The sequence below is a fragment of the Actinomycetota bacterium genome, from assembly GCA_012837825.1.
Taxonomy (GTDB): domain Bacteria; phylum Actinomycetota; class Humimicrobiia; order Humimicrobiales; family Humimicrobiaceae; genus Humimicrobium.
On sequence record DUQM01000072.1, the window covers coordinates 1 to 23,225 of the forward strand.

Below are 23,225 nucleotides of genomic sequence, written 5' to 3' on the forward strand. Positions count from 1 at the left end.
AAACTTGTTTAATAAAAACCAAAGGAATTTTAGGGATAATATATAAAAATTACAAGCTTCAACACTTACAAGCTTCCTAATTATATGTATTATTTTCTAGACCTCAGGAAATAATCAATCCAAAGAAAGGAAATCAATTGAACAAAAAACTGTATGTTGGTAACCTGGACTATTCAACTTCAGATGAAGAGCTCAAGGAATTATTCTCAGCTTATGGAGAAGTTGAAAATGTAAAAATCATCAAAACAGCTGAAGGAAAGCCCAGAGGCTTTGCTTTTGTGGAAATGGTTGATGAAAATAGTGCTGAAGAAGCTGCAAAAAACCTGAACCAGTCAAGTTTTAAAAACAGGACTTTGGTTGTAAATGAAGCCAGAAATGAAAGAAGAGACGATAACAGAAACGGTGGCTTCAGAGGTGGATTCAGGTCAAGAAGCGGCGATTCAGGCGGAAGAGACGATCTTAATTATAAATTAAAAAAATTAAGAAGAGAACTTAAATAATTTCCTGTCAATTTTCCTGTTTTCAACGGTAATTTAATTACTTTTATATTAATCTGCTGATTATTATAAAATCATTTAATAGCTCACCGAGAGAATTAAGGGATTGTTTTCTCCATTATTAAGTATATGGGAAATAATACTATAATATCATTATCTGGTTTTTTAATTTAATTTATCCCTGCATTTTATTTATAGTAATTATCATTAAATAAATGTTTAAAGATCTATATGCCTTTGTCTTTCCATAAATATTAAGAAGGAGTCATTTATTGTGATAGGAGCGATTTCCGGAGACATAATAGGTTCCATATATGAGTGGAATAATATAAAAACAACAGAATTTCCTGTTTTATCCGATGGCATGTTTTTTACTGATGATACTGTTCTGACAATTGCAACTGCAGACTGTATTTTAAATAAAAAAGATTTTGCCGATACATACCGCCGCTACTGTATTAAATATCCCGGAAGAGGATATGGCGGCAGTTTTATAGGATGGGCGGAATCCGGAGATAGCTCTCCTTATAACAGCTGGGGCAATGGTTCAGCCATGAGAGTCAGTCCCATAGGGTTTGCTTTTAATGATCTGGATACTGTTTTGGAGATTGCCAAAAAAAGCGCTGAAGTCACACATAACCATCCTGAAGGGATAAAAGGAGCAGAATCTGTGGCAGCTGCTGTTTTCCTTGCCAGACAGGGGAAAAGCAGGGAAGAAATAAAAGATTATATAGAAAAAGAATTCAGATATGATCTGAGTGAATCTATTGAGAGTATCAGAAACTGGTACTCTTTTGATGTTTCATGTCAGGGAAGCGTGCCTCAGGCAATAAGAGCATTTTATGAGTCGGTAAGTTTTGAAGATGCCATAAAAAAAGCGGTTTCAATCGGTGGAGATTCAGACACTATCGCCTGTATAACCGGGGGAATTGCAGAAGCTTTTTATAAAATAATACCGGAAAATATAAGAACAGCGGTTTTTAACATAATAGACAATGATATGAGAAAAATAATCTCAGACTTCTATCATTATTATTTACCCGAAATAAATATTTGATTAAAAATTCAATATACGTTTAATACCTCAGAATTGACAAATACTATATAGAATGAATAAATCAGCCCGGCAGGAATTAATATTTATTCAATGACGTAATCACCTTCTGAAAATTTCAGAACTATAAATCTGGAAATGCTGCTATAATCGATGCCAAGCACACCTTCAGGATCCAGATAATATTCATCATATATTATTCCGAAATGAAGATGGCATAATCCGCTTGAGGGGTCATCAAAACTTCCGATAGTACCTATTTTTTCTCCCTGTTTTACTTTATCTCCGGGGCTGACACAGACAGAATTTAAATTAAGATATGTTGAACGGATTTTATCATTATGTTTTATTACAACTGTAAGCCCTCCGATTGGAGAAATACCACAATAAGATATCATTCCGTTTCCGGCTGCAAAAATTATATCACCGGGATTTCCTGCTATATCTATTCCCGTATGTTTTCTTTTAACATTTTTTTCAATATCAAGATATTCCTGTCTGAAACCAACTATTATTTCTCCGTCAGCAGGTTTTATAAAAGGTCTTTTAAAACTATCTGCAAGAATAATTTTTTGGGGGAAGAAAAGGAATACAGAAAAAAGTATAAGGAATATCAGAGCGGAGATAATCAGGCTGCTGCTAAATGAAAATTTGTTTTTTACCATTATCATTTTTTAAATTGTTTTTATTTCAAATTTATATAGAATTTTTAAATGAAGCAAAAAAGAAAAGGAAATACTTTTGATATAATATATGCAAATGAATAAATAGTCAATAGCATATTAATTTTATAATTGCATTATTGCAGGATTTCCGGCTAAAGTTTTGTAAATTAAATGATTATAATCTTTGCAGCTTTTAGAAACGAAGTTAAAGGCATAATAAAAAAAATCAGACACCGTGGCACTTCATATGGATTTATCGGCAGTAAAAATAATGTCTGTAATGGATATCTTAAAATTGACGGTAAAGAACAGGAAATTCTGATTTGCATAACAGGCATGGGCGCGGATAATGCCATGCGGGCAGCAGAAAAAGTAATGCATGCCGGGATAAGAGGGATAAGAGATGCTGTTTTACTGGTGCTGGGTATTTCCGGCTCAACAGATGAAAGAATAAAGGAAGGAGATATTGTCATTTATAACAGGTTGTTAAACCTTGATTTTCTAAAAGTGCATAATAAAAGATCCTTACAATATTTTTTTAATGAAGACTATAAAGAATCAAAACCCTTACCCAAAGAGATATTGGATGGATTTATTGATTTAAATCATAAATGGCAGAACGATAGTTATAAGATCTATGAGGATTCCGGGGCATGTGTTCCTTTTTTGATTGGCACATATTTGGAAAAGCTGGAAATAGGAAGAAATTTTAATGTATCAGCAGTTGATATGGAAAGCTATCATATAGCACGGATTGCAGGAGAGAACAAAATACCTTTCGGTGTCATAAGAGCAATTTCAGACGATATCTTTACGGAAATACCGGATTATTTGCAGGATATTGGAAGCAGATCCCTGAGATACAAATTAGTTCTGTTTGCAAGAACTATTTTTTCTGTTGCCGGAATGAAGCAGATAATCAGGTTGTTAAAAGGAATGAAAAAGGCAGCAGACAATCTTAATGATTTTGTCATTAAAGAGATAATTCCCTTTATACATAAAAAATATTTTTTGAACTGTAAATAATTTAATAAACAGCAACAGCAATATCTTTATATTAAAAAGTGATTAAGTTCTGCCGGGATAATAAGGAAAAAGCCATGGATTTTTTAAATAAAATAACAGAAAAAGTGTTTGATAAAAGAAATATTCCGGGCGGGGATTTTTATTGCAGAGATACTTCTGTGGTTGCCAGGGAACTGCTTGGAAAAATTCTTGTAGCAGGAGATAAGGATTCGTATTGCGGTGGTTTCATTGTAGAGGATGAAGCTTATTACGGGCTTGATGACCCGGCAAGTCATGCGTGCAACGGCGCTACTCCCCGTTCAAAAATAATGTTTGAAAAACCGGGAATAGCCTATGTTTATTTTTGCTACGGAAACCATTATCTCTTAAATGTGGTTACTGAAAAACCGTCAGTGCCGGGTGCCGTTTTAATAAGAGCAATAGAGCCTGTTTTCGGAGTAGGGGAAATGATTAAGAGAAGACAGGTTGAAGATCTGGAAAGACTTGCAAAAGGACCCGGAAATCTTACAAAAGCGCTTGGAATTGAAAAAAGTTTTAATGGTAAAAATATGACAGGCTCTGAGGACAGACTGTTTATTGCTGATTTTGATTTTTCAGATTTGGATGCTGATGATAGTAAAAAGGAAGAAATCATAAAAATATCAGAAAAATACAGCAGAATTAAAGAAATATCATCTTCTTCACGGGTAGGCATAAAGCAGGGTACGGAGCTGATGCTGAGATTCTATATAAAAGGCAGCAGATTTGTTTCGGGGAAGCATAATTAAAATAGAAAATCAGGACAGAAAAACAATATATAAAAAATATAAGAGTTAAAGAAAAATAAGAATAAAAGGATCAAATATAAAAGGTGCCTGTGCCTTTATTTATATAGTACAGGCACCTTGATAAATCAGTAAAAGGTCTGCCGGCAGATGTCAGGAATGAAGTGAGTCTCGCACCTCACTGCTGATAGGTTTTATATTGAACGGAACACCCATTCTCTCACCATCATTTTTTAAATCTTCAATGACGGGCGCAATTATAGGTATGCCATGTTCCATATTGTATTTTTCGGTATCATATTCTTTCTCGCCTGCTATATAGATTCTGTCATGCTCCGGGGCTTTCGGAGCATCTTTAAGCATCTGTATTACATGATCCATCTGTTTTTTAAAGTCAATAACGGGTCTGAAAGCATTGATATCTATTGCCATGAAAAAGTGTCCGACATCAGCCTCTCTTTGTTCATGCGGAAATCCTATTTCTGTAAGATTGGATCCGCCTGAAAGGACACCGCATAGAATGTCTACAAGCAATGCAAGTCCGTAACCTTTGTAACCTCTCATGATATCAGGACCGCCAAGAGGCATTAGCGCTCCTATATATCCTGACTGACATTTTTTGGGATCATCAGTTATGTTGCCATCACTGTCGATTGCCCAACCGACAGGAAGCTTTTTGCCTTCTTTTTCATAAACTTTCACTCTCCCAATCGGTACAGTGCTTGTAGCCATGTCAAGGACATAAGGATATTCCTTATAAGAGGGAACAGCGACTGAGATAGGATTGGTTCCAAGCACAGCTGACCTTCCGTATGTTGGTGCAACCAGAGGCTGGGAATTTGTCATACTTATTCCTATCATATCTTCTTCCAATGCCATCATCGCATAATATGCGGCAATCCCGTAATGATCGCTATGTTTTACAGCTACAACTCCGACATTGCTTTTTTTTGCTTTCCGGATTGCTATTTTCATTGATTTATATGAAGCAACCTGTCCGCACCCGTTACCACCGTCAACTAATGCGGTGCTGTCTGTCTCGCTCAGTATTTTTATAGGCGTAAGAGGATTGATATTTTTGTTTCTCAACCTGTTGCCATAATATGAAGCCAGCCTTATCAGACCGTGTGAATCAACACCCCTGATATCGGCACTGAGAAGCACATCTCCCACTATTTCTGCATCCTCTTCAGGAACGCCGAGTTTTGCCATGTATGCAATCACATATGAAAGCAGGTCTTCTTTTTTAAATCTTAAAATTTCTACCATTTCATCTCCTTTGCAATTAATGTTAAAATATTAAAAAACTATCACTTATACTTTTATTTAATTATAGTTGTCCCGGTTTTTTTATTAAGCTAAAAGTATTATAATGATTTTTTTCACGAAAAATAAATAATAATATAGATTTTAACAGATTTACTTCTTTTATATGATTATAAATTTTTCCTTTTGGCAGGAGGTGCTTAATTGGAAAATGACTATTTAAGTAAAAATTCCCAAAATGATCAGTTCCGGGAAAAAAAATCTTCATATGAAAGCAGACATATATATGAAGAAGCGGTAAAAAACAAACTTGATGCTGAGTATAATGAAAAGAGAGGCAGAAGAGCTTTCGGTTATGTGTGGAATGTTGTATGGAGCCTGGTTTTTATAATTTTTTTTAATTTTTTCAGCAGATATATAGCTTATTTTCAATTTGAAAAAGTGGATGGAACTTTGCAGTGGAATGTTTATCCGATAATTACAGCAGGATTTTCAAAGCTGGTTCCTTTGATTACGGCAGGCCTGGTTGTAATTCTTATCGGTAATATCATCCTTTTAATATTTGACAGATATGTTCTTTCAAGAATAGTGGAAATTCTTTCATCTATTTTTGCAATAGCTGCTCTGGCAAACATCATACTGGTTTTTCCGTTTGATTTTAATGTAATACCTTACGATCAGTTATCCGGGATGCTGTCTTTAATATTAAAAATATTATTTGGTCTTGTTATTTTTATTCTTGTCATTTTAATAATTACAAATTTTGTGAAAATAGTCATAAAAATTGCAAAAAGGTGACAGGTTTTTCATTTTATAGAAAAAAATAGGGAAGGGAAACGACTTGAGTGTTTATGATGACGCATTAGAAATGCACGAAAAATATGTCGGCAAGATAAGTGTAATCAGCAAAGTACAGGTTAATTCAATTCATGATCTTGCAACAGCATACAGTCCGGGAGTGGCAGAACCTTGCAGACAGATACAGAAAGATCCCATGTTGAGGTATAAATATACTTCAATCGGCAATATGATTGCAGTTGTCAGCGACGGATCTGCTGTGCTGGGACTCGGTAACATAGGTGCTTTGGCAGGGCTTCCTGTAATGGAAGGCAAATGTGTTCTTTTTAAAGAATTCGGGGGAGTAAATGCTTTTCCTCTGTGTCTTAATACCCAGGATGCCGACACTATTGTTGAAACAGTAAAATTGCTTGAACCAAGTTTTAGCGGTATTAACCTTGAAGACATTTCTGCTCCAAGATGCTTTGAAATTGAAGAAAGGCTAAAGAAAGAAACGCAGATGGTAATATTTCATGATGACCAGCATGGAACGGCAGTGGTAACTACCGCAGGCCTTATAAATGCCATGAAAATCACCGGCAAAGATTTTAAAGATATAAAAGTTGTTGTAAACGGAGTAGGAGCTGCAGGCGTAAGCATAATCAAGCTGTTTATAAGACTTGGGGTCAGGGATATTGTTGCATGCGATTCAAAAGGAGCGATTTATAAAGGCAGAGCTGAAGGCATGAATGAATCCAAGAATGAAATAGCAGAGATTACCAATCATGAAGGATTAAAGGGCAGACTTGAAGAGGTTATTGAAGGAAGAGACGTATTTATAGGCGTTTCTGTTGCCGGGCAGCTTACAAAAGAAATGATTGCCAAAATGGACAAGGATCCGATGATATTTGCGCTTGCCAACCCTGAACCTGAAATATCCCCTGAAGAAGCAAAAGCAGCAGGAGTGAATATTATAGCAACCGGAAGATCCGATTATCCAAACCAGGTAAATAATGTTCTTGCATTCCCGGGCATTTTCAGGGGTGCTCTTGATGCAAGATCCACAGATATAAACGATGAGATGAAAATAGCTGCTGCCTATGCCATTGCGGAGCTTGTTGAAGAAAAAGAACTTAAATATGATTATATTATACCGATGCCTTTTGATCTGAGGATTGCTCCGAATGTGGCCAAAAAAGTTGCTGAAGCTGCAATAAAAACAGGAGTTGCAAGAATAAAAATAAATCCTGAAGATGTTCAGAAAAATGCAGTTGAGCTTATAAAGGCAGTCAAGGAAAGAAAAATATAAGCATAAATAAGTGAATAAATCATATTAAAAGCAACCGTATGAGTATAAGAAATTTCTTTTCCTCGTACTATGGTTTACCGAGAAGTGTTTTTATACTATTTATTGCCAGAGTAATTCATAGTATAGGCAGCTTTGTATACCCGTTTCTTACAATGCTGCTGACAATAAAGCTTGGTTATTGCGAGGAAATAGCAGGATATTATGTGACTGGAGTAATTGTTGCCGGTTCAATAGGACTGATACTTGGCGGCAAGCTTGCTGACAAATTCGGCAGAAAGAAGATTTTTCTTATTCTGAGCTTTATGAGTGCAACGATATTTGTTGCATGTGCTTTCGTAACGAATCCTGAAATAATACCCTGGCTTTTAATAATCTCAAATCTGTTTTTGGGAGGAGTTCTGCCCACAATCAATGCAATGCTGGCAGATTTAACGAGCGCAGATAAAAGAAAAGCTGCTTTTTCCCTTATATATCTTGGTACAAATATCGGTGTGGCAATCGGGCCTCTGATTGCAGGGTTTTTATTTAATGAATACATGAAACTCCTTTTTTTAATCGATGCTGCAACGACATATTTATCTCTTATCCTGGTAATATTTTTAGTCAGGGAAACCATTCCCACAAAAGAAAAAATAATGGAAGTCAGCAATAGCGATAACAGGTTTGAAAAACCTGAAAAAGGTAATATATTTATAATTCTTTTAAAAAGGCCGATATTTTTAATATTTACATTTATATCTCTGGTTTATGTATTCATTTATTCCCAGAATTATTTCAGTGTGCCTATTTATTTAAATGAAATTTTTTCAGAAATGGGGCCGAAGATATATGGTTCTCTCATGTCGGTTAATGCAATTGTAGTAATACTGCTGACAATATTTTTAATAAATCTTATGAAAAACACCAAACCGATTATAAATATTGCATTTGCAGGAGTTTTATATGCAATCGGTTTTGGCATTTTCTTTCTTGTTTCAAACAGATTTCTTTTGATAGGTCTTACGATAATGTGGACATTGGGAGAGATAGTGCAGACTATAAACACCAATGTTTATGTGGCGGAAAACTCCCCCATAACACACAGGGCCAGATTCAGCAGTGTAGTTTCTTTTATAACAGAACTCGGATTTATTATAAGCCCTATAATTATGGGGTATTTCATCAAACATTTCGGAATAAACAATATCTGGCTTCCGGTCATTATTATTTCAATCAGTGCAGCACTAATGATGTACATGCTTTATCTGGCTGACAGCAATAGAAATAACAGAAGCAGAAAGAAAACCATCATTTAATAAACCGAAACAAATATTTATAAAAATCCATCTGTCGGAATCTGTTTGTTAAAAATTCTTTTATAATGCCAGTTTGTATATTTCAAGAATATCTTTACTTTCCAGGCTTACAAATTTACCTACAGGACCTCTGTCTGCGCATTTGGCTGCCATTTCTTCAAGTCTTTCTGAATTTATTTTTACCTGACTCAGTCTTACAGGAAGATTGATATCTTTATAAAAGTTTTCAAGCATTCTTATTCCTTCAAGCGCCATGAATTCTTCTTCATTAAGATAACTGTCAACCCCCCATACTCTTGAAGCAAACTGGGCAAATCTTTTGATATCAGTCTTATAAACATATTTCATCCATGCGGGAAAAATAACAGACAGACCTGCTCCATGAGCTATATCATATATGCCGCTTAATTCATGCTCAATATCATGGGATGCCCAGTCGCCGATTCTTCCTGTATCCAGAAGTCCGTTGTGCGCAATTGTTCCGGCCCACATTATTTCTGCTCTTACATCATAATTGTCAGGAGTCTTTTTCACCAGGTATGCATTTTTAATCAGGGATTTCATGGTGCCTTCCAGCAGCCTGTCTGTTAGATCCACATTATCGACCCTGGTAAAATACCGTTCCATAAGATGGGCAAGTATATCTGAAATTCCGTAAACTGTTTGTTCATCCGGTAATGTAAATGTCAGCTCCGGATTTAGGATTGAAAATCTGGGACGCATGTTCTGATGGCCGCAATATCTTTTAAGCATACCCTCTTCCTTTGTAATTACAGTACTGTCGCTGTTCTCGCTCCCGGCAGCAGGTATTGTCAGGACAACTCCTATTGGCAGTATCTCAGCAAATTCTTTTTCAGAAGAAACAAACAATTCCCATACATCGCCAGCATAGTTTACTCCGGCTGCAATTGCTTTGGCAGAATCTATTGCACTTCCTCCTCCCACAGCAAGAATAAACTCAATATTATTCTCTCTGCACATTTTTATGCCTTCGTAAACAAGATCAAGTCTTGGATTGGGCTTTACTCCCGGAAGTTCAAAGATTTCTACACCTGCTTCTTTTAGTGATTTAATGACTTTGTCATACAAGCCGTACTTTTTGATGCTTGATCCTCCATAATGAAGCAGTACTTTATTGCTGAACTTTATGGTTTCTGAACCGACTTCTTTTTCTGTATCTTTTCCAAATATTATCTTTGTGGGATTATAGTAAGTAAAATCTTTCATTTGACTCTCCTTGTCTGTGGGTAAAAAATATTTCTTAATAATTATTATTTATTTAATTATAAATCTGATAAAAATTAACTAATGTAAAATATTATCAGTTTTTTGTTTTTAAACCAATTGTAAGTTAAGCAGAGCAGACAGAAAAAATTAACTGTTATTTATTAAGTTTCAGGCATAATCATGGATTTATTTTGAATTCAGCACAGGTATTCTTCCATTCTTCCGAACTTGTAAATGATCTGAATAAATATTTCCTTGGCATACCACTGTTAATAGCAGCAAGCCAGCTATCAAAGCCTTCGCTGTCCGGTTTTCTGAAAAGAATGCCGGAATAAAGATATTCAAGGAATTCAGAATTATTTTTTTTCAAAATCCTGGAAATGTTTTCCTCTGAAAAAAACAGGCACTCTGCAATATCGGACGCACTTTTAATATTATTATCAAGAAGATACTCCCAGTGCTCAAGGCCTTCGGTATCCGGCTCTCTGAGAAGGATGCTGTTGTAAAGAAGCGTTATAAAGCCTTTTGAGGGGAAGGCATATAAAGACAAATAATATTTTAAGGAAAAACTATCAGTATTAAAAAAATTACTGCTTCCGTAAATCGAATTATCTGCAATATTTGCCAAATTTCCTGCACTATCATTATTTTCTTCACTTGCGGAAGGATTCTGTGTATCTCCATTATTATTATCACCATCTTCTTCTTCATCATCTTTTTCAGTCCCGCTGGCGAACGGATCGGATAAAAGGAACGGATAAAAACTCACATTATCTGCAACAGAATCACCGGTGCCAAGCGGATTATTTTCCGGACTATAGGGACCTGAATCAGAACCCCACCAGTTATTTTCCGCTGAATTGACTATCCCGGAAACAGAACTTATGGAAGCAATACCGGAATGATTGACTGATGAATTATTATTGATTGAACAGCCAGATATTATTAAATTGCCAAGGTTATATATTCCTCCGCCATCACTGTTTGTTGAAGAGTTATTGCTAATCAGGGAGGCAGTTATAGTTGCCGTCCCGTCATTGTAAATTCCACCGCCATAAAGAGAGGCTTTATTGTTTATAATTTTTGAATTATTGATTGATAGGATTCCGCCACTATTATTTATACCTCCCCCAAAAGTACTTGAATTGTTTTCTATTAAACATTCTTTAAGATAAATAATTGTTGAATTTTTATTAAGAATCCCGGATCTTGTACCATTGGTAATTTTGACTTTTTCCAGATAAATTTTTCCGCCGCCATCCGCGGATATAACATTACCCGTAACTCCCGACGGCAGGCTTATTACGGTAGTATCGCTGCTGTTCCCAATAAGGTGTATTTCCCTGCCGGAAGGTATGTTTATGATCAGCTGCTCCGAATAAGTACCGCTTTCTATATAGATATAATTGACATCAGAACTGTTTGCAAGAGCGCTATTTATGCCGGATTGAATACTTTCACAAGAGTGAACATTTATGTCATCTGCAAATAATTTTAACGGTGTCTCCAAAGTAATAATAGCAACAAAAAGAAGGCTGATAATAATTATTGTGATAATCTTTTTCATAACAAGGCCTTCCTGCAGATTAATTAATATTTATTCAGCTGTATAAAACTTATTCTTTTTGATTATTCACTTACTTAATAAATATTATAAACTAATATTTATTAACATATATTAATTTTATATAACATAATATAAATATTAGTTCAATGATTTATTTAAGAGTTTTGTTGACATTATTATCAAATTAAGCAGGCAAATCTTCTGCTGCCCGGCTCTGGTATGAATCCTCTGTGGAGAGAAATGCGATTTTTGGTTTCATTTTCCCTGATCCATATAATTTCTGCAAGTATAAATTTAGTTGATAATAATTTTTGATAATTATCGAAATATAAATTATCATATTAAGCAAAATGATATTATTTCCGACTGTTTTTATAACTTTTTTTATTCTTTATTATCTTGCCCGGTGTTTACTTATTTAAAATAAAAAAAGGAGAAATGAAATGCAGAGAAGAGCATTAGTAAGAGAAATCTATTTCTATATAGTCTGTGTAATTGCACTGATAATTTTTATTATCGGCATAATTGGTCTTGCGGGCGCAATAGCAAACTATATCAAACCAAATACATATATTACAAAAGCAAGCATGATGCCTGGATATAAAGAACTGTATAAAGATATGAGCGAGCAGGAGCTTAATGCCTTGATTGAGGAAGAAGTTCAAAGTTCTGTTAATAATGAAAGAAATTTTGCGCTTAAAAGCATAATAACCAACTCAATAATGATTGTAATTACCATTCCTCTTTTTGCTTTTCACTGGAAAAAGGCGCAGGAATTATGGAGGCTGAACCAGCAGGAAAACTAACTGATTAAAATAAATAACCGGACTATAACATAAAGTTTTACAGACAAGAGTTTTGTGTTTCTATCTTTTTTTTCAAATCACTGAGTTCTATGTGAAGGGTCTCCCATTGTGAAATTTTCTCGTCAAGTTCCTTTTTGCACTCACCGTATTTTGAGAAAATTGACTGTTCCTCATTATTGTCATAATTGATTCCTGAAGGTGATTCAAGCTGCTTTGAAAGCTCCTCAAGTTCGTTTTCAAGTTTTTCTATGGATATTTCGCAATTATTTATGCTGTTTGTGATTTTTCTCAGAGATCTGTGAAGCTCTTTTTTTTCTATATAATTTTCTTTTCCGCTATGCTGTTGTACCGATATTTTATTATCCTTAAATTTATTACTGATTCCGAGTTCATTAAGGGAATCTATTTTTTTCTTCTCCAGAAAATCAAAAATACTGCCAGGGTAGGAAGTTATTTTATGATTGTGAAATTCGTATACCTTGTCTGTAAGACCGTCAAGGAACTGTCTGTCATGCGAAACAATAACTAAAGTCCCATTAAAATTCTGAAGAGCTTGTTTTAATATATCTTTCGAGCGCATATCCAGATGATTTGTAGGTTCATCAAGAACAAGCAGATTATATGGTTTCAGCAATAGCTTAATGAGAGCAAGCCTTGATCTCTCTCCGCCAGAAAGAACTTTCACTTTTTTGTCAATATCATCATTTTTAAATAAAAAAGCCCCAAGAAGAGATCTTGATTTTGTTCTTATATCACCGACAGCTATTCCGTCTATGGTTTCAAAAACTGTCAGGTTTTCATTCATTAGTTCATCCTGGTTTTGTGCGAAATATCCTATCCTGACATTATGGCCGATCTTTAGGTTTCCCTTAAAATCAAGATCCCCTGCAATTATTCTTGAAAGAGTTGTTTTCCCTTCACCATTTTTTCCGACAAATGCAATTTTCTCAGAACGCCTGAGAACAAGGTCAATATTGTCAAGCACCATATTATCACCATAGTTTTTTGATATCCCGACTGCCTCTATGGCAATATTTCCGGAACGGGGAGCAGCAGGAAATCTGACCTTTATTGAAGAATTATCTTCTTCATCCATATGTATAATATCCATTTTTTCCAATTGCTTGATCCGGGACTGTACCTGAATAGCTTTTGATGCCTTATATCTGAATCGTTCTATAAATTCTTTCGTATCATTAATTTCCTTCTGCTGATTCCTGTATGCTGCAAGCTGCTGAGCGCGTCTTTCCTTTCTCAGGGTGACATATCTTGAATAAGGAACTCTGTAATCATAGATGTTTCCAAGAGATATCTCTATTGTCCTGTTTGTTACATTATCCAGAAAAGCTCTGTCATGGCTTATCAGGATTGCGGCACCGCCGTAATTTGAAAGAAATTCTTCAAGCCACTGAATAGACTCAATATCAAGATGATTGGTAGGTTCATCAAGGAGAATTATGCCAGGATGCTTTAAAAGAATTTTTGCAAGTTCAATTCTCATCCTCCAGCCGCCGCTGAATTCAGAAGTCTGCCTTGCAAAATCCGCGGCCGCAAAGCCAAGCCCGGAAAGAGTTTTTTCAATTTTCTCTTCCATTTTGCCGGCACCGAGAGTTTCAAGCCTGATATTTAGATCAGCCATGCTGCTCAGGAGTTTTAAATATTCTTCTGAATGGTAATCACTGCGTTTTTCTATTTCATTATTAATTTTCTTTATCTTTCTTTCTATTTCAAGAATCTGGCTAAACGCCGTTTTTGCCTCATTGAAAAGTGTCCTGCCGTCTGCACACTTCATTTGCTGGGGAAGATAGCCTATGGTCAGGTCTGAAGGCTTCTCAATATTTCCTGAATCAGCAGATTGTTCGCCTGTAATTATTTTAAGCAAAGTCGTTTTACCTGCTCCGTTGTTGCCGACAAGTCCTATTCTGTCCTTTTGTTTTATAAGAAAAGAGATGTTGTTGAAAAGCACACGTTCTGCAAAACTCAGATATATGTTATTTAAAGAAATCATTATTGACCAACCATTACTGCCGGATGGTAAAAAATAAAAGCCGATTATTGCTTTACTTCATTATCATATTTCAAACTTTAAATTAAACAATAATTTTAACAAATAATCAAAGCTGCCCGACGCTTGATTGTTATTAGTCGGAGAGGGAAACCGATGTTAATTTATCCAGATATAATTTTATTTGATTTATATCTTAATTTTTTTTAAGATGTTTGATTGTTGTGCAGATTTTTAAATCATATGGGATTCATATGGGATTTTGTAATTTAATTAAAGGCATAGCAAGGATTTTGCGACTGGATTTTCAGTTATGAATAGAAAAGCTTTAAATAAAAAAATAAGAGTAGATCTGGTTTTTACAAATAATTTTGATCCTGAAATATATAAAAATACAATAAAGGATTCTGTTTGTGCAGTTATAGACACTATTACTGCAACATCATCCGTTACAACCATCTTCGGCTCAGAATGCAGCAGGATTGTTCTGTCCAAAGAAGTTGAGGAAGCTTTTCTTCTCAAGAAGATATTGCGGGACTATCTTCTGTGTGGCGAGGAGGGTGGTATAAAACCTGAAGGATTTGATTATGGGAATTTCCCTTCAGAGTTTTCAGAAATGAATCTAAAAGATAAGAAAATAATCTTAAAATCTACAAATGGGACTGTATCTTTTTTCAAACTCGTGGAAGCAGAATATGTTTTTGCAATGTCTCTTCTTAATCTTAAGTATTCTACAAAAGTTATTTCTGACATGGCAGCAGAAAAAAATAAAGATATATTTTTGGTATGCTCAGGAACCGAAGGAAAAATAACTTATGAGGATGCTTATACTGCGGGGATGGCAATACAGTATCTGATGAAATTGACTGACTTGAAATTAAGCGATTCAGCAAGGATTGCTCTTGATATTGTAAAGTCCAACAAAGAATTAAGCATCAAGGAAGCCATTGAACATTTTGAGAATATGGAAAGATTAAAGGAGATGGGTTATTACAAAGAGCTGATATTCTCAACGAGACTTGATGTCTATAATCTGGTATCTGTTTTAAGGATAATGAGCCTGAATGACGCCCAAAAGCAATCAGGTTCAGACAATCATAGAGATCTTTATGATTTGTTTAAATCCTCAAAAGAAAAACATCCTTTTGACAAAATACTGCTACTGGAACGTTTTTAGGCCGGTAGCTGTTCTAAAAATAAATGGTGTCCTTGGGCAGATTCGAACTGCCGACACCAGGTTTAGGAAACCTGTGCTCTATCCATCTGAGCTACAAGGACACATTGCGAATTAACGATAATTTATTTAAATGTTTATTGGGTGATTTGTCAATATTTATATCCTTTTATGAATGGCTGCTTCTTATAAATCTTTAAGAATTAGTTTCTGACATGATATTTTAGTATTCATCCGGATACGATTTATTTTGATTCATAAAAAAACAAATACAATAAAATCATTATTAAAATCACTGTTAAGGTGAAGCCAAATGCCTATATTTCATGTTTTTATTAATGTAAGACCTGAAATGATTAATTCTTTCAGGAAAGAAACCGCTGAAAATATAGCCGGAAGCATCAGGAAGCCTCACTTGTTCATAGGGAAATCCCTTATTATAGTAAATGGAAAAATAATGTCAAAGAAATGATGCAGGAGTCTTTTGGAAGCATAAAATATAAAGCGTGCTTGCCAAAGATAAAGAATAAAATACTATCCAAATCGTTTGACAAAACATTTTAAAGAAAATTATAATAAGGCAGTCTGTTAGTGCGTTAATGTTATATTTATAAATATCTGCAATGTTCTTATTGCCTCTATATTAACATATAGAGTATTGGAAAATTCTTATACCAGAAATTTTGGATGGCAAAAGAAATAAAAACTTCAAGAGAAATAGTAAATGATGCTTTAAACCATAAGGAAACTTACAGAGTGCCAATGGATCTGGGCGGGCAGAGCAACTCAACGCTTACATTGAAAGCCTTAAATAATTTAAATGAATATCTTTACGGCTCAAAGGAAGTGCAGAGCGCTAATCTGATGGCGAAGCATTTCCAGAGCGTGAACACTCCGGAAGAAATTCTTGTAAAGTTTAATATAGACTTAAGAAGTATTACACCGGGAAAACCGAAAAACAAAAAAAAGGTTTCTTTTCCTGACGGAAGCTATATTGATGACTGGGGAATAAAATACAGTCCTTCAGGAAAAGGCCTTTATTATGATATTTCAGAATTTCCATTAAAGAACTATGAAGAATCAGATATCGAAAAATTTGACTGGCTGGATCCTGATGATGAGGGATGGACTGAAGGTATCAGGGAAAAGACAGAAGATTCTTTCTTTAATACAGATTATGCATTAATCGGGAATATGACTTCAGCACAGATATTTGAAAGATGCTGGAATTTAAGAGGATTCGAAGATTTTTTGATGGATCTTTTCATTAATAAAAACTATGCTCACAAACTGCTTGATAAGGTAACAGGCATACAGATTCAGAGAATTAAAAATTTTATCGGCATCACGGGAAAGTATCTGAGCATATTCAAGATCTCAGACGATCTTTGCGGACAGCTTGCTCCGTTCATTTCTCCTGAGACCTATGAGGAGATGATAATGCCTTATCATAAGGTTTATATAGAAGAGATGAAAAAACTTACGGATGCAAAAATCGCACTTCACTGCTGCGGGAACATAAGGCCCCTTCTTCCAAAACTGATTGAAGTTGGTTTTGAAGTCATGCATCCCTTCCAGCATTCAGTTCCTGAAATGGATCCCTCAGAATTAAAAAGAGAATTTGGGAAAGATGTTATATTCTGGGGCGGAATAGATGTTCAGAAATTTCTCCCGAATGCAAAAATAGATGAGGTAAAGAAAGAAACACGGAAAATCATTGAAATAATGCATACCGGAGGAGGATATATTTTCTCTCCGAGTCACAACATACAGGCAGATATTCCTCCCGAAAATCTGGTTGCAATGTATGAAGCTGCTTCAAATATAAAATTTGAATAATCAATAATTAAAAAAGTATTTATAAACATTGAGCAGAAAAATGTTTAAAAAACTTATACAGATTGGTTTTATAAGCAGAGAGCTTGACAGGGTTTTAAAAAGCTATACCGATATATACAACATAGGACCCTGGTATATATTAAAATTCTGCCCTGACAATGTTCAGTTAATGGAAGTTTATGGAAAAAGACAGGATTATGCGATGAATGTTGCTGTATGTCCTATAGCAGATATAAGATTTGAGTATATTGAACCTGTAACGAAATCCATTTTCAGTGATTTCTATGATGAATATGGCGAATATGCCGTTCATCATCTTAAGCTGGGAGGCCAGGATTATAAAACCTCATTTGATTTTCTGGTTTCAAAAAACATAAAGGCAATACAGACCGGGCATCAGAACGGAGGTTCGGGGAAAAACATTTATACTTTTATGGATACATGGAAAGAGCTTGGTTTTATAACTGAGATTGTTGAGATTACAAGTGATTTTATAAAACCTGAACCGGAGAAATGGTATCCGGAAAAGAATAAGGATTTTAAGCCTGTTTTTAAAAAAGCTTCAATGATAGGCGTTCTTGTTAAAAATATTGAGGAAAAGATAAAAGAGTATGAAAAATTAGGAATAGGGCCATGGAGCATAAATGATTTTCATAAAAAAAGCGGTTCAGATCTAAATTTAAAAGCAGCTTTCTGTAATAGGGAAAATGTTATATTGAAGTTAATCCAGCCGGACCCCGATTCATTTTTTGCCAGTCATCTTTTGAAGCATGGAGAAGGCATCCATCATATAAAGATGGAGGTTGATGATTATGAAGATATTTTGCAATATCTTCAATCAAAAGGACTGGATATTATTTATTCAGGAAAGTATTTAAATGAAATAGAATTTTCTTTTATAGATACACGGAAGCATCTGAATTTTATAGTTGAAATCTCTGATAAAAAAATTGACGGATTTCTAACAGATATTCCTATTATTCATCCATAAATAGTTTTATAAAATCTTAAATTATTCTGAAAGGCAACAGATGGGAAAAGTAAAAATAGGTATACATCAACATGTATTTACCGGCAAGATAACAGAGCGGAATCTGTCAGTACTTGATTATGCCAAGGAAATCGGGTTTGATTCCATGGATGTAAATCTCAGAAACACCGAGTTTGAACTTACCGGAACTCTCAGGAAAAGGGCTGAAAAATTAGGACTTGTACTGACAGGCGGAGGTTCTCTGCCAAAAACAAAAGAGCTTGTTTCACCCGAAAAAAGTAAAAGATCAGAAGCTGTTGAGTATATGAAGGAACTTGTAAGAAAAGCCTATGAACTGGGCATAGAAGTTTATCACGGACTGATTTATGCAACAGGCGGTGTCTTTACGGGAAAAAGTCCGACTAAAGAAGAACTGGGATATGCTGTTGAAGGCATAAAGGAAGTTGCACAATATGCCGGGAAATACGGAGTCATGCTTGGTCTTGAGACAGCAAACCGTTACGAGACTTATCTGGTAAATACTGTTGAGGGTCTGTTGAAAATGCTTGATGAAATCAATGAACCCAATGTAGGTTTGCTTCTGGATACATATCATATGAATATTGAAGAGAAAGATTTATATAAATCCATAGTATCTGCAAAAGGCAGGACAATACATTTTCATGTCAATGAAAATGACAGAGGTACTCCGGGTACCGGACACATTCCCTGGGATGATGTTTTCAATGGTTTGAAAGATATCGGTTATGACAGGGTAATATCTATTGAAAGTTTTGTGGATGATTCAATAGATGTTGCTTCTCTTGCCGCAGTATGGAGAAAGCTGGCTCCCGGCACAGAATCTCTTGCAAAAGAAGGATATGCATTTATAAGAAAGATGTCCGAGAAATACTCTCTTATCTGATTTTGACCAAACTGGCAAATAAGCTATAATCATCTGATTATAATTAAAAGATAACCAGTATTTAATCCTGTGATAATAAAATATTTATTTGATTAGATATAGCTTATGAGAGCAAACAGATTGCTGAATTACAGCCTTTATTTTACAATGAGTGTTTTTGCTGCGACTTTTACCATTGCAAGTCCCATAATGATTGAAATCAGCGGGAGCATTTCACAGGATATTTCAGATATGGGACTTATTATGACATTATTTTCAACCGGATTTGTTGTTAGTTCGCTTCTTACAGGTATTCTGACAAGATTTATGTCAAAAGCTTTGATTTTGAATATAGGTCTTATAATACAGGCAGCCTTTATAATGGCATTTGGATTCTCGAAATCTTTTCCCTTAATGCTTTTTGTTTATTTTATGATCGGTTTTGCAGGAGGGCTGATCGAAACACTTGTAAGCCTCATTCTTCCGGAAATAAATAAAACGCAGACAGCTTATTATATAAATATATCCCAGGTTTTTTTTGGAGTGGGTGCTTTTGCAGGACCTTATCTGAGCTCCCTTATTGTAAGGACCGGAGCAAACTGGCAGCTTGCTTACTTCGTTCTGGCTTTTCTTTCATTTGTAGGTTTTGTTTTTTTTACAATACTTAGAATAAGATTTAAAACTCTTTTTTCTTTGCCGGAAGTCAGCAATACTGCTGCATCTTCTTCTTTTTGTAATGAAAACATCTGCAAAGTTAAAAACAATTATACTGTCAGGATTTTTATTTTAGCCTCTTTTATAATGATTTTATATATTGCATCGGAAGACGGACTAAATGCATGGATTCCAACTTTTTTCAGGCTTGAAAGAGGATTTTCTATCTATAATTCTTCCCAGATACTTTCTTTTTACTGGCTCGCAATAGCAGCGGGAAGACTGGCTATAGGATTGCTCGCAAAGAAGCTGGATCTTTTAAAACTTACCATAATAATAAGTATCGGTGGATTTATTTCCATTCTTTTGGGAATACTGCTTGAAAACAGATATCTGAATCTTGTTTTTTTTATATTTACCGGATTATTTTTTTCAGGTATATGGCCCAATATTGTCGCGCTCTCAATGGATTATTTCAGGAACGATAAAAGAAAAGACACTTTTGTTTCGCTGATAATAGCATTCGGCGGCATTGGAGCTTTAATGGCTCCGTGGATAGTAAGCAGTATTTTTAAGATATCGAATTTACTTATAGGTCTGCTGTCCTGTGCGCTGTTTATGCTTATTGAAATAATTCTGCTAATATGCCTGTCGAAAATAAAAGTAAAAAACGGAAATTAATAAATTATTTTCAAAAACCAGGAATTTTTTTAAAAACTGTTTAAAATAAATACCTGGGGATAAAAAAGCTGTAAAAAGTAAAGATATAAAATATCTGGTTTTAAAAGGTGCTCATGAGAAAAATTATTGATTTGCCGCACAGAGTCTGCACTTCTACCTGCTATATAAATGGTCTGGAGGATATTTTTGAGTGGAAGGGATATAGATTTCCTGATTACTTTCTGTCGGTGATGGGGGGAATGGGAGAATTTACATATCTGAAATTCAGGAATGCAAACCCTCCTGAAATGGTTTATTGCGGGGCAAATCCAAAATACCTTTTGAAAGAATTAGAGAAAATAATAGATTTTAAACAGGAAGTGATTGAAAACAGGACTTTCAGATATACTTTTTCAAAAATAAAAAAATATATTGACGAAGGCAAGCCTGTTGTTGCAGGAGCGCTTGACATGTATTATCTACCTTATTTTGAAAGCACATATAAGAAACAGCATATTCCCATACATTACATACTTATAGTCGGATATGATGATAAGGCAGAAGAAATTTTAATAAAGGATTGTACGTATAGCGGACTAAAGAGAATTTCTTTTAAAGAAATTGAGAAAGCCCTGGATGTAAATGTTAAAGGGATGAGCAGAAAAAATACAATACGTGTATTTAATCTGCCTGAAAGGCTTCCGGAAGAAATTGATATTGCCAGAAAAGGTCTCAGATATAGGGCAGAAAAAATGCTTAGACCCCCGGTAAGCATGTTCGGTATTCCTGCCATGAAGAAACTTTCCAGAGAAATAGCGGGCTGGAGTAACGAAGCTTCATTCGACCATCTTATTAGTTATGCAACAATCCCACCTCATATTCCAAAAAAATTTGATAACAGCGATGGGATGAGGCAGTGGAAATCTTTAGTTTTAAAAGAGCTGGGGAACAGGTATAAAATTCCCGAATGGATCAAGGCTTCTGCGATTTTCCGATCATCAGGTGAAATATTTAAAGAAATATGTTTTGCTGCCTCAGTAAGGGATAGAGCGAAAGTATCAAAACTATTGCTTGAAGCGGCAGGACTTGAAGAAAAAGCATATCGCATTATTGAATCTATGTCTTTATAGACAGCGGTAAAATATCTGGCATCAGGTTATATTCTCTCGGCAATTCTGGCTATTTCAGCAAAATCATGTGCATTAAGAGATCCTCTGGTAGCGGCAAGTCCGTCAACACCTTTTATTTTTAAGATTTCTTCAGAATTGGCAAGATTGACACTGCCGCCATAAATTACCATTATATTTTCGCCAAGGTTTTTGTCATAGATCTTTGACAAAGTGTCTCTAATAAACTGATGTGAATTTTTAATTATATCCGGTGTTGCGGCATCAGTTTTGCCTATTGCCCAGATCGGCTCATACATCATTACTGTGTCTTTAATGAAATCATAGGGCAGGTTGTGCAGAATCACCCTTATTTGTTTCTCAAGAGTTAAATCGGTAAGCCCGAAGTTTCTTTCTTCCTCGGTCTCTCCTATCAGGATAATCGGAGTAAGACCGGCTCGATAGCAGGCATGCACTTTTTTATTTAAGATCTGGTCGTTTTCATTAAAATATTTTCTTCTTTCAGAGTGTCCTATGAAAACATAGGTGCAGCCAAGATCTTTTAAAACAAGGGGGGAAATAGCTCCTGTGTAAGGACCTGCATCTTCCCAGAATACATCCTGTCCACCGAAACAGATTCCTGTATCTTTAAAAATATCAGATGCCTGAGGTATATTTAAAAAATCGGGCAGAACACAAATCTTTACTTTCCCGGACTTTATGTTTTCCATTTCTTTTATTAAAGCTTCTGCATATTCCCTGAATTCTTTTCTGCTTTTAAAATATATTTTTTGATTTGAAACAATCAGTTTTTCCATTTTCGCTCTTTTCTATCCTATGCTCTTTTTTGACATTTTTTCTAACACAATATTTGACTCATTTTCAAGCTTAAAGAATTCCTCATTCAATGAATTATTTATTTTTTCAATTATATTTTTATATTCCTGTCTGCTGGCAAGGTCCTGAAAATCCTGAATAATATTATCTGCCATGGGGTCTATGGGTTCTCCTATGAAAATATGGATTTTTTTAAACTGATTGAAAAAAATAGTAATCAGTCCTTCTATTACAGGCCTTCTTACAAACCAGTCTTTTCTTACAGGTCCTTTAAAAATATTGGAAATATATACAGGTATTATTGGTAATTTTAGCTTATAGCTCAGGTAAGCGGTGCCTTTAAAAAAATCGCTTAGCTGATTTTTTTTATTTAATTTGCCTTCAGGAAAGATGCCGAGAAAAATATTCTTTGTGCTTTTTTCTTTATTTGTTTTATTCAATCCAGCAAATGCTTCTTTAATTGTATTGATTGTTTTAATAAAATGTTTTTTAAAAACAGGGATGCTTTCAGTAAATTTTGAGAAGAAAAAGTTGGAAATCTTTGTTTCAAAACATTTGCTGTCAGCAAGAAAAATTATTTTCTTTTTTAAAGCAGCCAGAACAATAATCGGGTCTGCTCCGGTAATATGGTTAATCGCAAGAATTGCGGGTCTGTCAATATCAAGTCTTTTTATGTTGAATATCTTTTTTCTCAGTATCAGTCTGTAGAAATTGATGAAAATTATTTTTGGTGATTTATAAAATATTTTTTTTAAAAATTCTATGATTTTCATAATATAAAAATATTAAAATAATTCAAAATTGCTTATATGAAAAGAATTAT

General features: G+C 34.8%; 22 protein-coding genes and 1 tRNA gene. 15 read left to right on the forward strand and 8 right to left on the reverse strand.

Annotated elements, in window-relative coordinates:
- The first annotated feature begins 137 nt into the window (after window positions 1-137).
- Together GXZ93_05475 and GXZ93_05480 are read left to right on the forward strand one after the other, a co-directional pair.
- On the forward strand, window positions 138-500 hold the full coding sequence (locus GXZ93_05475; protein ID HHT79229.1) for an RNA-binding protein: 363 nt from the start codon (window positions 138-140) through the stop codon (window positions 498-500).
- Window positions 501-771: 271 nt separating this feature from the next.
- A complete protein-coding gene (locus GXZ93_05480) occupies window positions 772-1,554 on the forward strand; it encodes an ADP-ribosylglycohydrolase family protein (protein ID HHT79230.1) in 783 nt (260 codons plus the stop codon).
- Between the two features lie 83 nt (window positions 1,555-1,637).
- Here GXZ93_05480 and GXZ93_05485 read toward each other — a convergent pair whose 3' ends face one another.
- Window positions 1,638-2,216, reverse strand: a complete 579-nt coding sequence (locus tag GXZ93_05485; GenBank protein ID HHT79231.1) for a M23 family metallopeptidase — start codon at window positions 2,214-2,216, stop codon at window positions 1,638-1,640.
- Between the two features lie 171 nt (window positions 2,217-2,387).
- Here GXZ93_05485 and GXZ93_05490 point away from each other — a divergent pair, with 171 nt between their 5' ends.
- Window positions 2,388-3,242: a hypothetical protein gene (locus GXZ93_05490; protein HHT79232.1), complete on the forward strand. Its 855-nt coding sequence runs from the start codon at window positions 2,388-2,390 to the stop codon at window positions 3,240-3,242.
- Window positions 3,243-3,316: 74 nt separating this feature from the next.
- Window positions 3,317-4,009 (forward strand): DNA-3-methyladenine glycosylase, encoded by a 693-nt coding sequence (locus GXZ93_05495; GenBank protein HHT79233.1) that lies wholly within the window; start codon window positions 3,317-3,319, stop codon window positions 4,007-4,009.
- Between the two features lie 150 nt (window positions 4,010-4,159).
- Here GXZ93_05495 and GXZ93_05500 read toward each other — a convergent pair whose 3' ends face one another.
- A complete protein-coding gene (locus tag GXZ93_05500; GenBank protein ID HHT79234.1) occupies window positions 4,160-5,275 on the reverse strand; it encodes an Ldh family oxidoreductase in 1,116 nt (371 codons plus the stop codon).
- A 201-nt stretch (window positions 5,276-5,476) separates the two neighbouring features.
- Here GXZ93_05500 and GXZ93_05505 point away from each other — a divergent pair, with 201 nt between their 5' ends.
- The 3 genes from GXZ93_05505 to GXZ93_05515 are packed head-to-tail and all read left to right on the forward strand — an operon-like array spanning window position 5,477 to window position 8,653.
- Entirely contained in the window at window positions 5,477-6,070 is a 594-nt protein-coding gene (locus GXZ93_05505; protein HHT79235.1) for a hypothetical protein, read from the forward strand.
- Window positions 6,071-6,113: 43 nt separating this feature from the next.
- The gene (locus GXZ93_05510; protein HHT79236.1) at window positions 6,114-7,358 is read left to right on the forward strand and encodes an NAD-dependent malic enzyme; all 1,245 of its coding nucleotides are present in this window, start codon (window positions 6,114-6,116) and stop codon (window positions 7,356-7,358) included.
- Between the two features lie 38 nt (window positions 7,359-7,396).
- A complete protein-coding gene (locus tag GXZ93_05515) occupies window positions 7,397-8,653 on the forward strand; it encodes an MFS transporter (GenBank protein HHT79237.1) in 1,257 nt (418 codons plus the stop codon).
- A gap of 60 nt (window positions 8,654-8,713) precedes the next feature.
- Here the strand turns inward: GXZ93_05515 and GXZ93_05520 are convergent, their stop codons facing one another.
- Together GXZ93_05520 and GXZ93_05525 are read right to left on the reverse strand one after the other, a co-directional pair.
- Window positions 8,714-9,880 carry an iron-containing alcohol dehydrogenase gene (locus GXZ93_05520; GenBank protein HHT79238.1) on the reverse strand — a complete coding sequence of 389 codons (1,167 nt, stop codon included), beginning with the start codon at window positions 9,878-9,880 and terminating at the stop codon, window positions 8,714-8,716.
- Between the two features lie 178 nt (window positions 9,881-10,058).
- Window positions 10,059-11,447 carry a DUF4214 domain-containing protein gene (locus GXZ93_05525; protein ID HHT79239.1) on the reverse strand — a complete coding sequence of 463 codons (1,389 nt, stop codon included), beginning with the start codon at window positions 11,445-11,447 and terminating at the stop codon, window positions 10,059-10,061.
- A gap of 443 nt (window positions 11,448-11,890) precedes the next feature.
- Here GXZ93_05525 and GXZ93_05530 point away from each other — a divergent pair, with 443 nt between their 5' ends.
- Entirely contained in the window at window positions 11,891-12,253 is a 363-nt protein-coding gene (locus tag GXZ93_05530; protein ID HHT79240.1) for a hypothetical protein, read from the forward strand.
- Between the two features lie 37 nt (window positions 12,254-12,290).
- On the opposite strand, the gene GXZ93_05535 is transcribed toward GXZ93_05530, so the two are convergent.
- On the reverse strand, window positions 12,291-14,261 hold the full coding sequence (locus tag GXZ93_05535) for an ABC-F family ATP-binding cassette domain-containing protein (protein ID HHT79241.1): 1,971 nt from the start codon (window positions 14,259-14,261) through the stop codon (window positions 12,291-12,293).
- Between the two features lie 310 nt (window positions 14,262-14,571).
- On the opposite strand from GXZ93_05535, the gene GXZ93_05540 reads away from it, so the two are divergent.
- Complete coding sequence (locus GXZ93_05540; GenBank protein HHT79242.1) at window positions 14,572-15,435, forward strand: 2-phosphosulfolactate phosphatase; 864 nt, start codon at window positions 14,572-14,574, stop codon at window positions 15,433-15,435.
- Window positions 15,436-15,459: 24 nt separating this feature from the next.
- On the opposite strand, the gene GXZ93_05545 is transcribed toward GXZ93_05540, so the two are convergent.
- A tRNA-Arg gene (locus tag GXZ93_05545) sits at window positions 15,460-15,536 on the reverse strand.
- Between the two features lie 209 nt (window positions 15,537-15,745).
- Between GXZ93_05545 and GXZ93_05550 the strand changes: the two genes are divergently transcribed.
- The 6 genes from GXZ93_05550 (at window position 15,746) to GXZ93_05575 (ending at window position 21,589) form a co-directional block, all read left to right on the forward strand.
- Window positions 15,746-15,904, forward strand: coding sequence for a hypothetical protein (locus GXZ93_05550; GenBank protein ID HHT79243.1), 159 nt, complete (start codon window positions 15,746-15,748; stop codon window positions 15,902-15,904).
- A gap of 215 nt (window positions 15,905-16,119) precedes the next feature.
- A complete protein-coding gene (locus tag GXZ93_05555) occupies window positions 16,120-17,271 on the forward strand; it encodes a hypothetical protein (GenBank protein HHT79244.1) in 1,152 nt (383 codons plus the stop codon).
- A gap of 40 nt (window positions 17,272-17,311) precedes the next feature.
- Window positions 17,312-18,262 (forward strand): hypothetical protein, encoded by a 951-nt coding sequence (locus GXZ93_05560; protein ID HHT79245.1) that lies wholly within the window; start codon window positions 17,312-17,314, stop codon window positions 18,260-18,262.
- A gap of 40 nt (window positions 18,263-18,302) precedes the next feature.
- On the forward strand, window positions 18,303-19,166 hold the full coding sequence (locus tag GXZ93_05565; protein HHT79246.1) for a sugar phosphate isomerase/epimerase: 864 nt from the start codon (window positions 18,303-18,305) through the stop codon (window positions 19,164-19,166).
- 105 nt (window positions 19,167-19,271) lie between these two features.
- Window positions 19,272-20,480 carry an MFS transporter gene (locus tag GXZ93_05570; GenBank protein HHT79247.1) on the forward strand — a complete coding sequence of 403 codons (1,209 nt, stop codon included), beginning with the start codon at window positions 19,272-19,274 and terminating at the stop codon, window positions 20,478-20,480.
- A 113-nt stretch (window positions 20,481-20,593) separates the two neighbouring features.
- Complete coding sequence (locus GXZ93_05575; GenBank protein HHT79248.1) at window positions 20,594-21,589, forward strand: BtrH N-terminal domain-containing protein; 996 nt, start codon at window positions 20,594-20,596, stop codon at window positions 21,587-21,589.
- 26 nt (window positions 21,590-21,615) lie between these two features.
- On the opposite strand, the gene GXZ93_05580 is transcribed toward GXZ93_05575, so the two are convergent.
- Complete coding sequence (locus GXZ93_05580; GenBank protein ID HHT79249.1) at window positions 21,616-22,383, reverse strand: triose-phosphate isomerase; 768 nt, start codon at window positions 22,381-22,383, stop codon at window positions 21,616-21,618.
- A gap of 12 nt (window positions 22,384-22,395) precedes the next feature.
- Window positions 22,396-23,175 carry a 1-acyl-sn-glycerol-3-phosphate acyltransferase gene (locus tag GXZ93_05585; GenBank protein ID HHT79250.1) on the reverse strand — a complete coding sequence of 260 codons (780 nt, stop codon included), beginning with the start codon at window positions 23,173-23,175 and terminating at the stop codon, window positions 22,396-22,398.
- Window positions 23,176-23,225 lie beyond the last annotated feature (50 nt).

Bases quoted from the DNA above. Each gene is read 5' to 3' on its own strand.
- GXZ93_05570 (HHT79247.1), top strand. From the start codon at position 19,272: ATGAGAGCAAACAGATTGCTGAATTACAGCCTTTATTTTACAATGAGT.
- GXZ93_05530 (HHT79240.1), top strand. From the start codon at position 11,891: ATGCAGAGAAGAGCATTAGTAAGAGAAATCTATTTCTATATAGTCTGT.
- GXZ93_05485 (HHT79231.1), bottom strand. From the start codon at position 2,216: ATGGTAAAAAACAAATTTTCATTTAGCAGCAGCCTGATTATCTCCGCT.
- GXZ93_05555 (HHT79244.1), top strand. From the start codon at position 16,120: ATGGCAAAAGAAATAAAAACTTCAAGAGAAATAGTAAATGATGCTTTA.
- GXZ93_05495 (HHT79233.1), top strand. From the start codon at position 3,317: ATGGATTTTTTAAATAAAATAACAGAAAAAGTGTTTGATAAAAGAAAT.
- GXZ93_05490 (HHT79232.1), top strand. From the start codon at position 2,388: ATGATTATAATCTTTGCAGCTTTTAGAAACGAAGTTAAAGGCATAATA.
- GXZ93_05535 (HHT79241.1), bottom strand. From the start codon at position 14,261: ATGATTTCTTTAAATAACATATATCTGAGTTTTGCAGAACGTGTGCTT.
- GXZ93_05540 (HHT79242.1), top strand. From the start codon at position 14,572: ATGAATAGAAAAGCTTTAAATAAAAAAATAAGAGTAGATCTGGTTTTT.
- GXZ93_05525 (HHT79239.1), bottom strand. From the start codon at position 11,447: ATGAAAAAGATTATCACAATAATTATTATCAGCCTTCTTTTTGTTGCT.
- GXZ93_05580 (HHT79249.1), bottom strand. From the start codon at position 22,383: ATGGAAAAACTGATTGTTTCAAATCAAAAAATATATTTTAAAAGCAGA.
- GXZ93_05575 (HHT79248.1), top strand. From the start codon at position 20,594: ATGAGAAAAATTATTGATTTGCCGCACAGAGTCTGCACTTCTACCTGC.
- GXZ93_05550 (HHT79243.1), top strand. From the start codon at position 15,746: ATGCCTATATTTCATGTTTTTATTAATGTAAGACCTGAAATGATTAAT.
- GXZ93_05585 (HHT79250.1), bottom strand. From the start codon at position 23,175: ATGAAAATCATAGAATTTTTAAAAAAAATATTTTATAAATCACCAAAA.
- GXZ93_05520 (HHT79238.1), bottom strand. From the start codon at position 9,880: ATGAAAGATTTTACTTACTATAATCCCACAAAGATAATATTTGGAAAA.
- GXZ93_05500 (HHT79234.1), bottom strand. From the start codon at position 5,275: ATGGTAGAAATTTTAAGATTTAAAAAAGAAGACCTGCTTTCATATGTG.
- GXZ93_05560 (HHT79245.1), top strand. From the start codon at position 17,312: ATGTTTAAAAAACTTATACAGATTGGTTTTATAAGCAGAGAGCTTGAC.
- GXZ93_05565 (HHT79246.1), top strand. From the start codon at position 18,303: ATGGGAAAAGTAAAAATAGGTATACATCAACATGTATTTACCGGCAAG.
- GXZ93_05515 (HHT79237.1), top strand. From the start codon at position 7,397: ATGAGTATAAGAAATTTCTTTTCCTCGTACTATGGTTTACCGAGAAGT.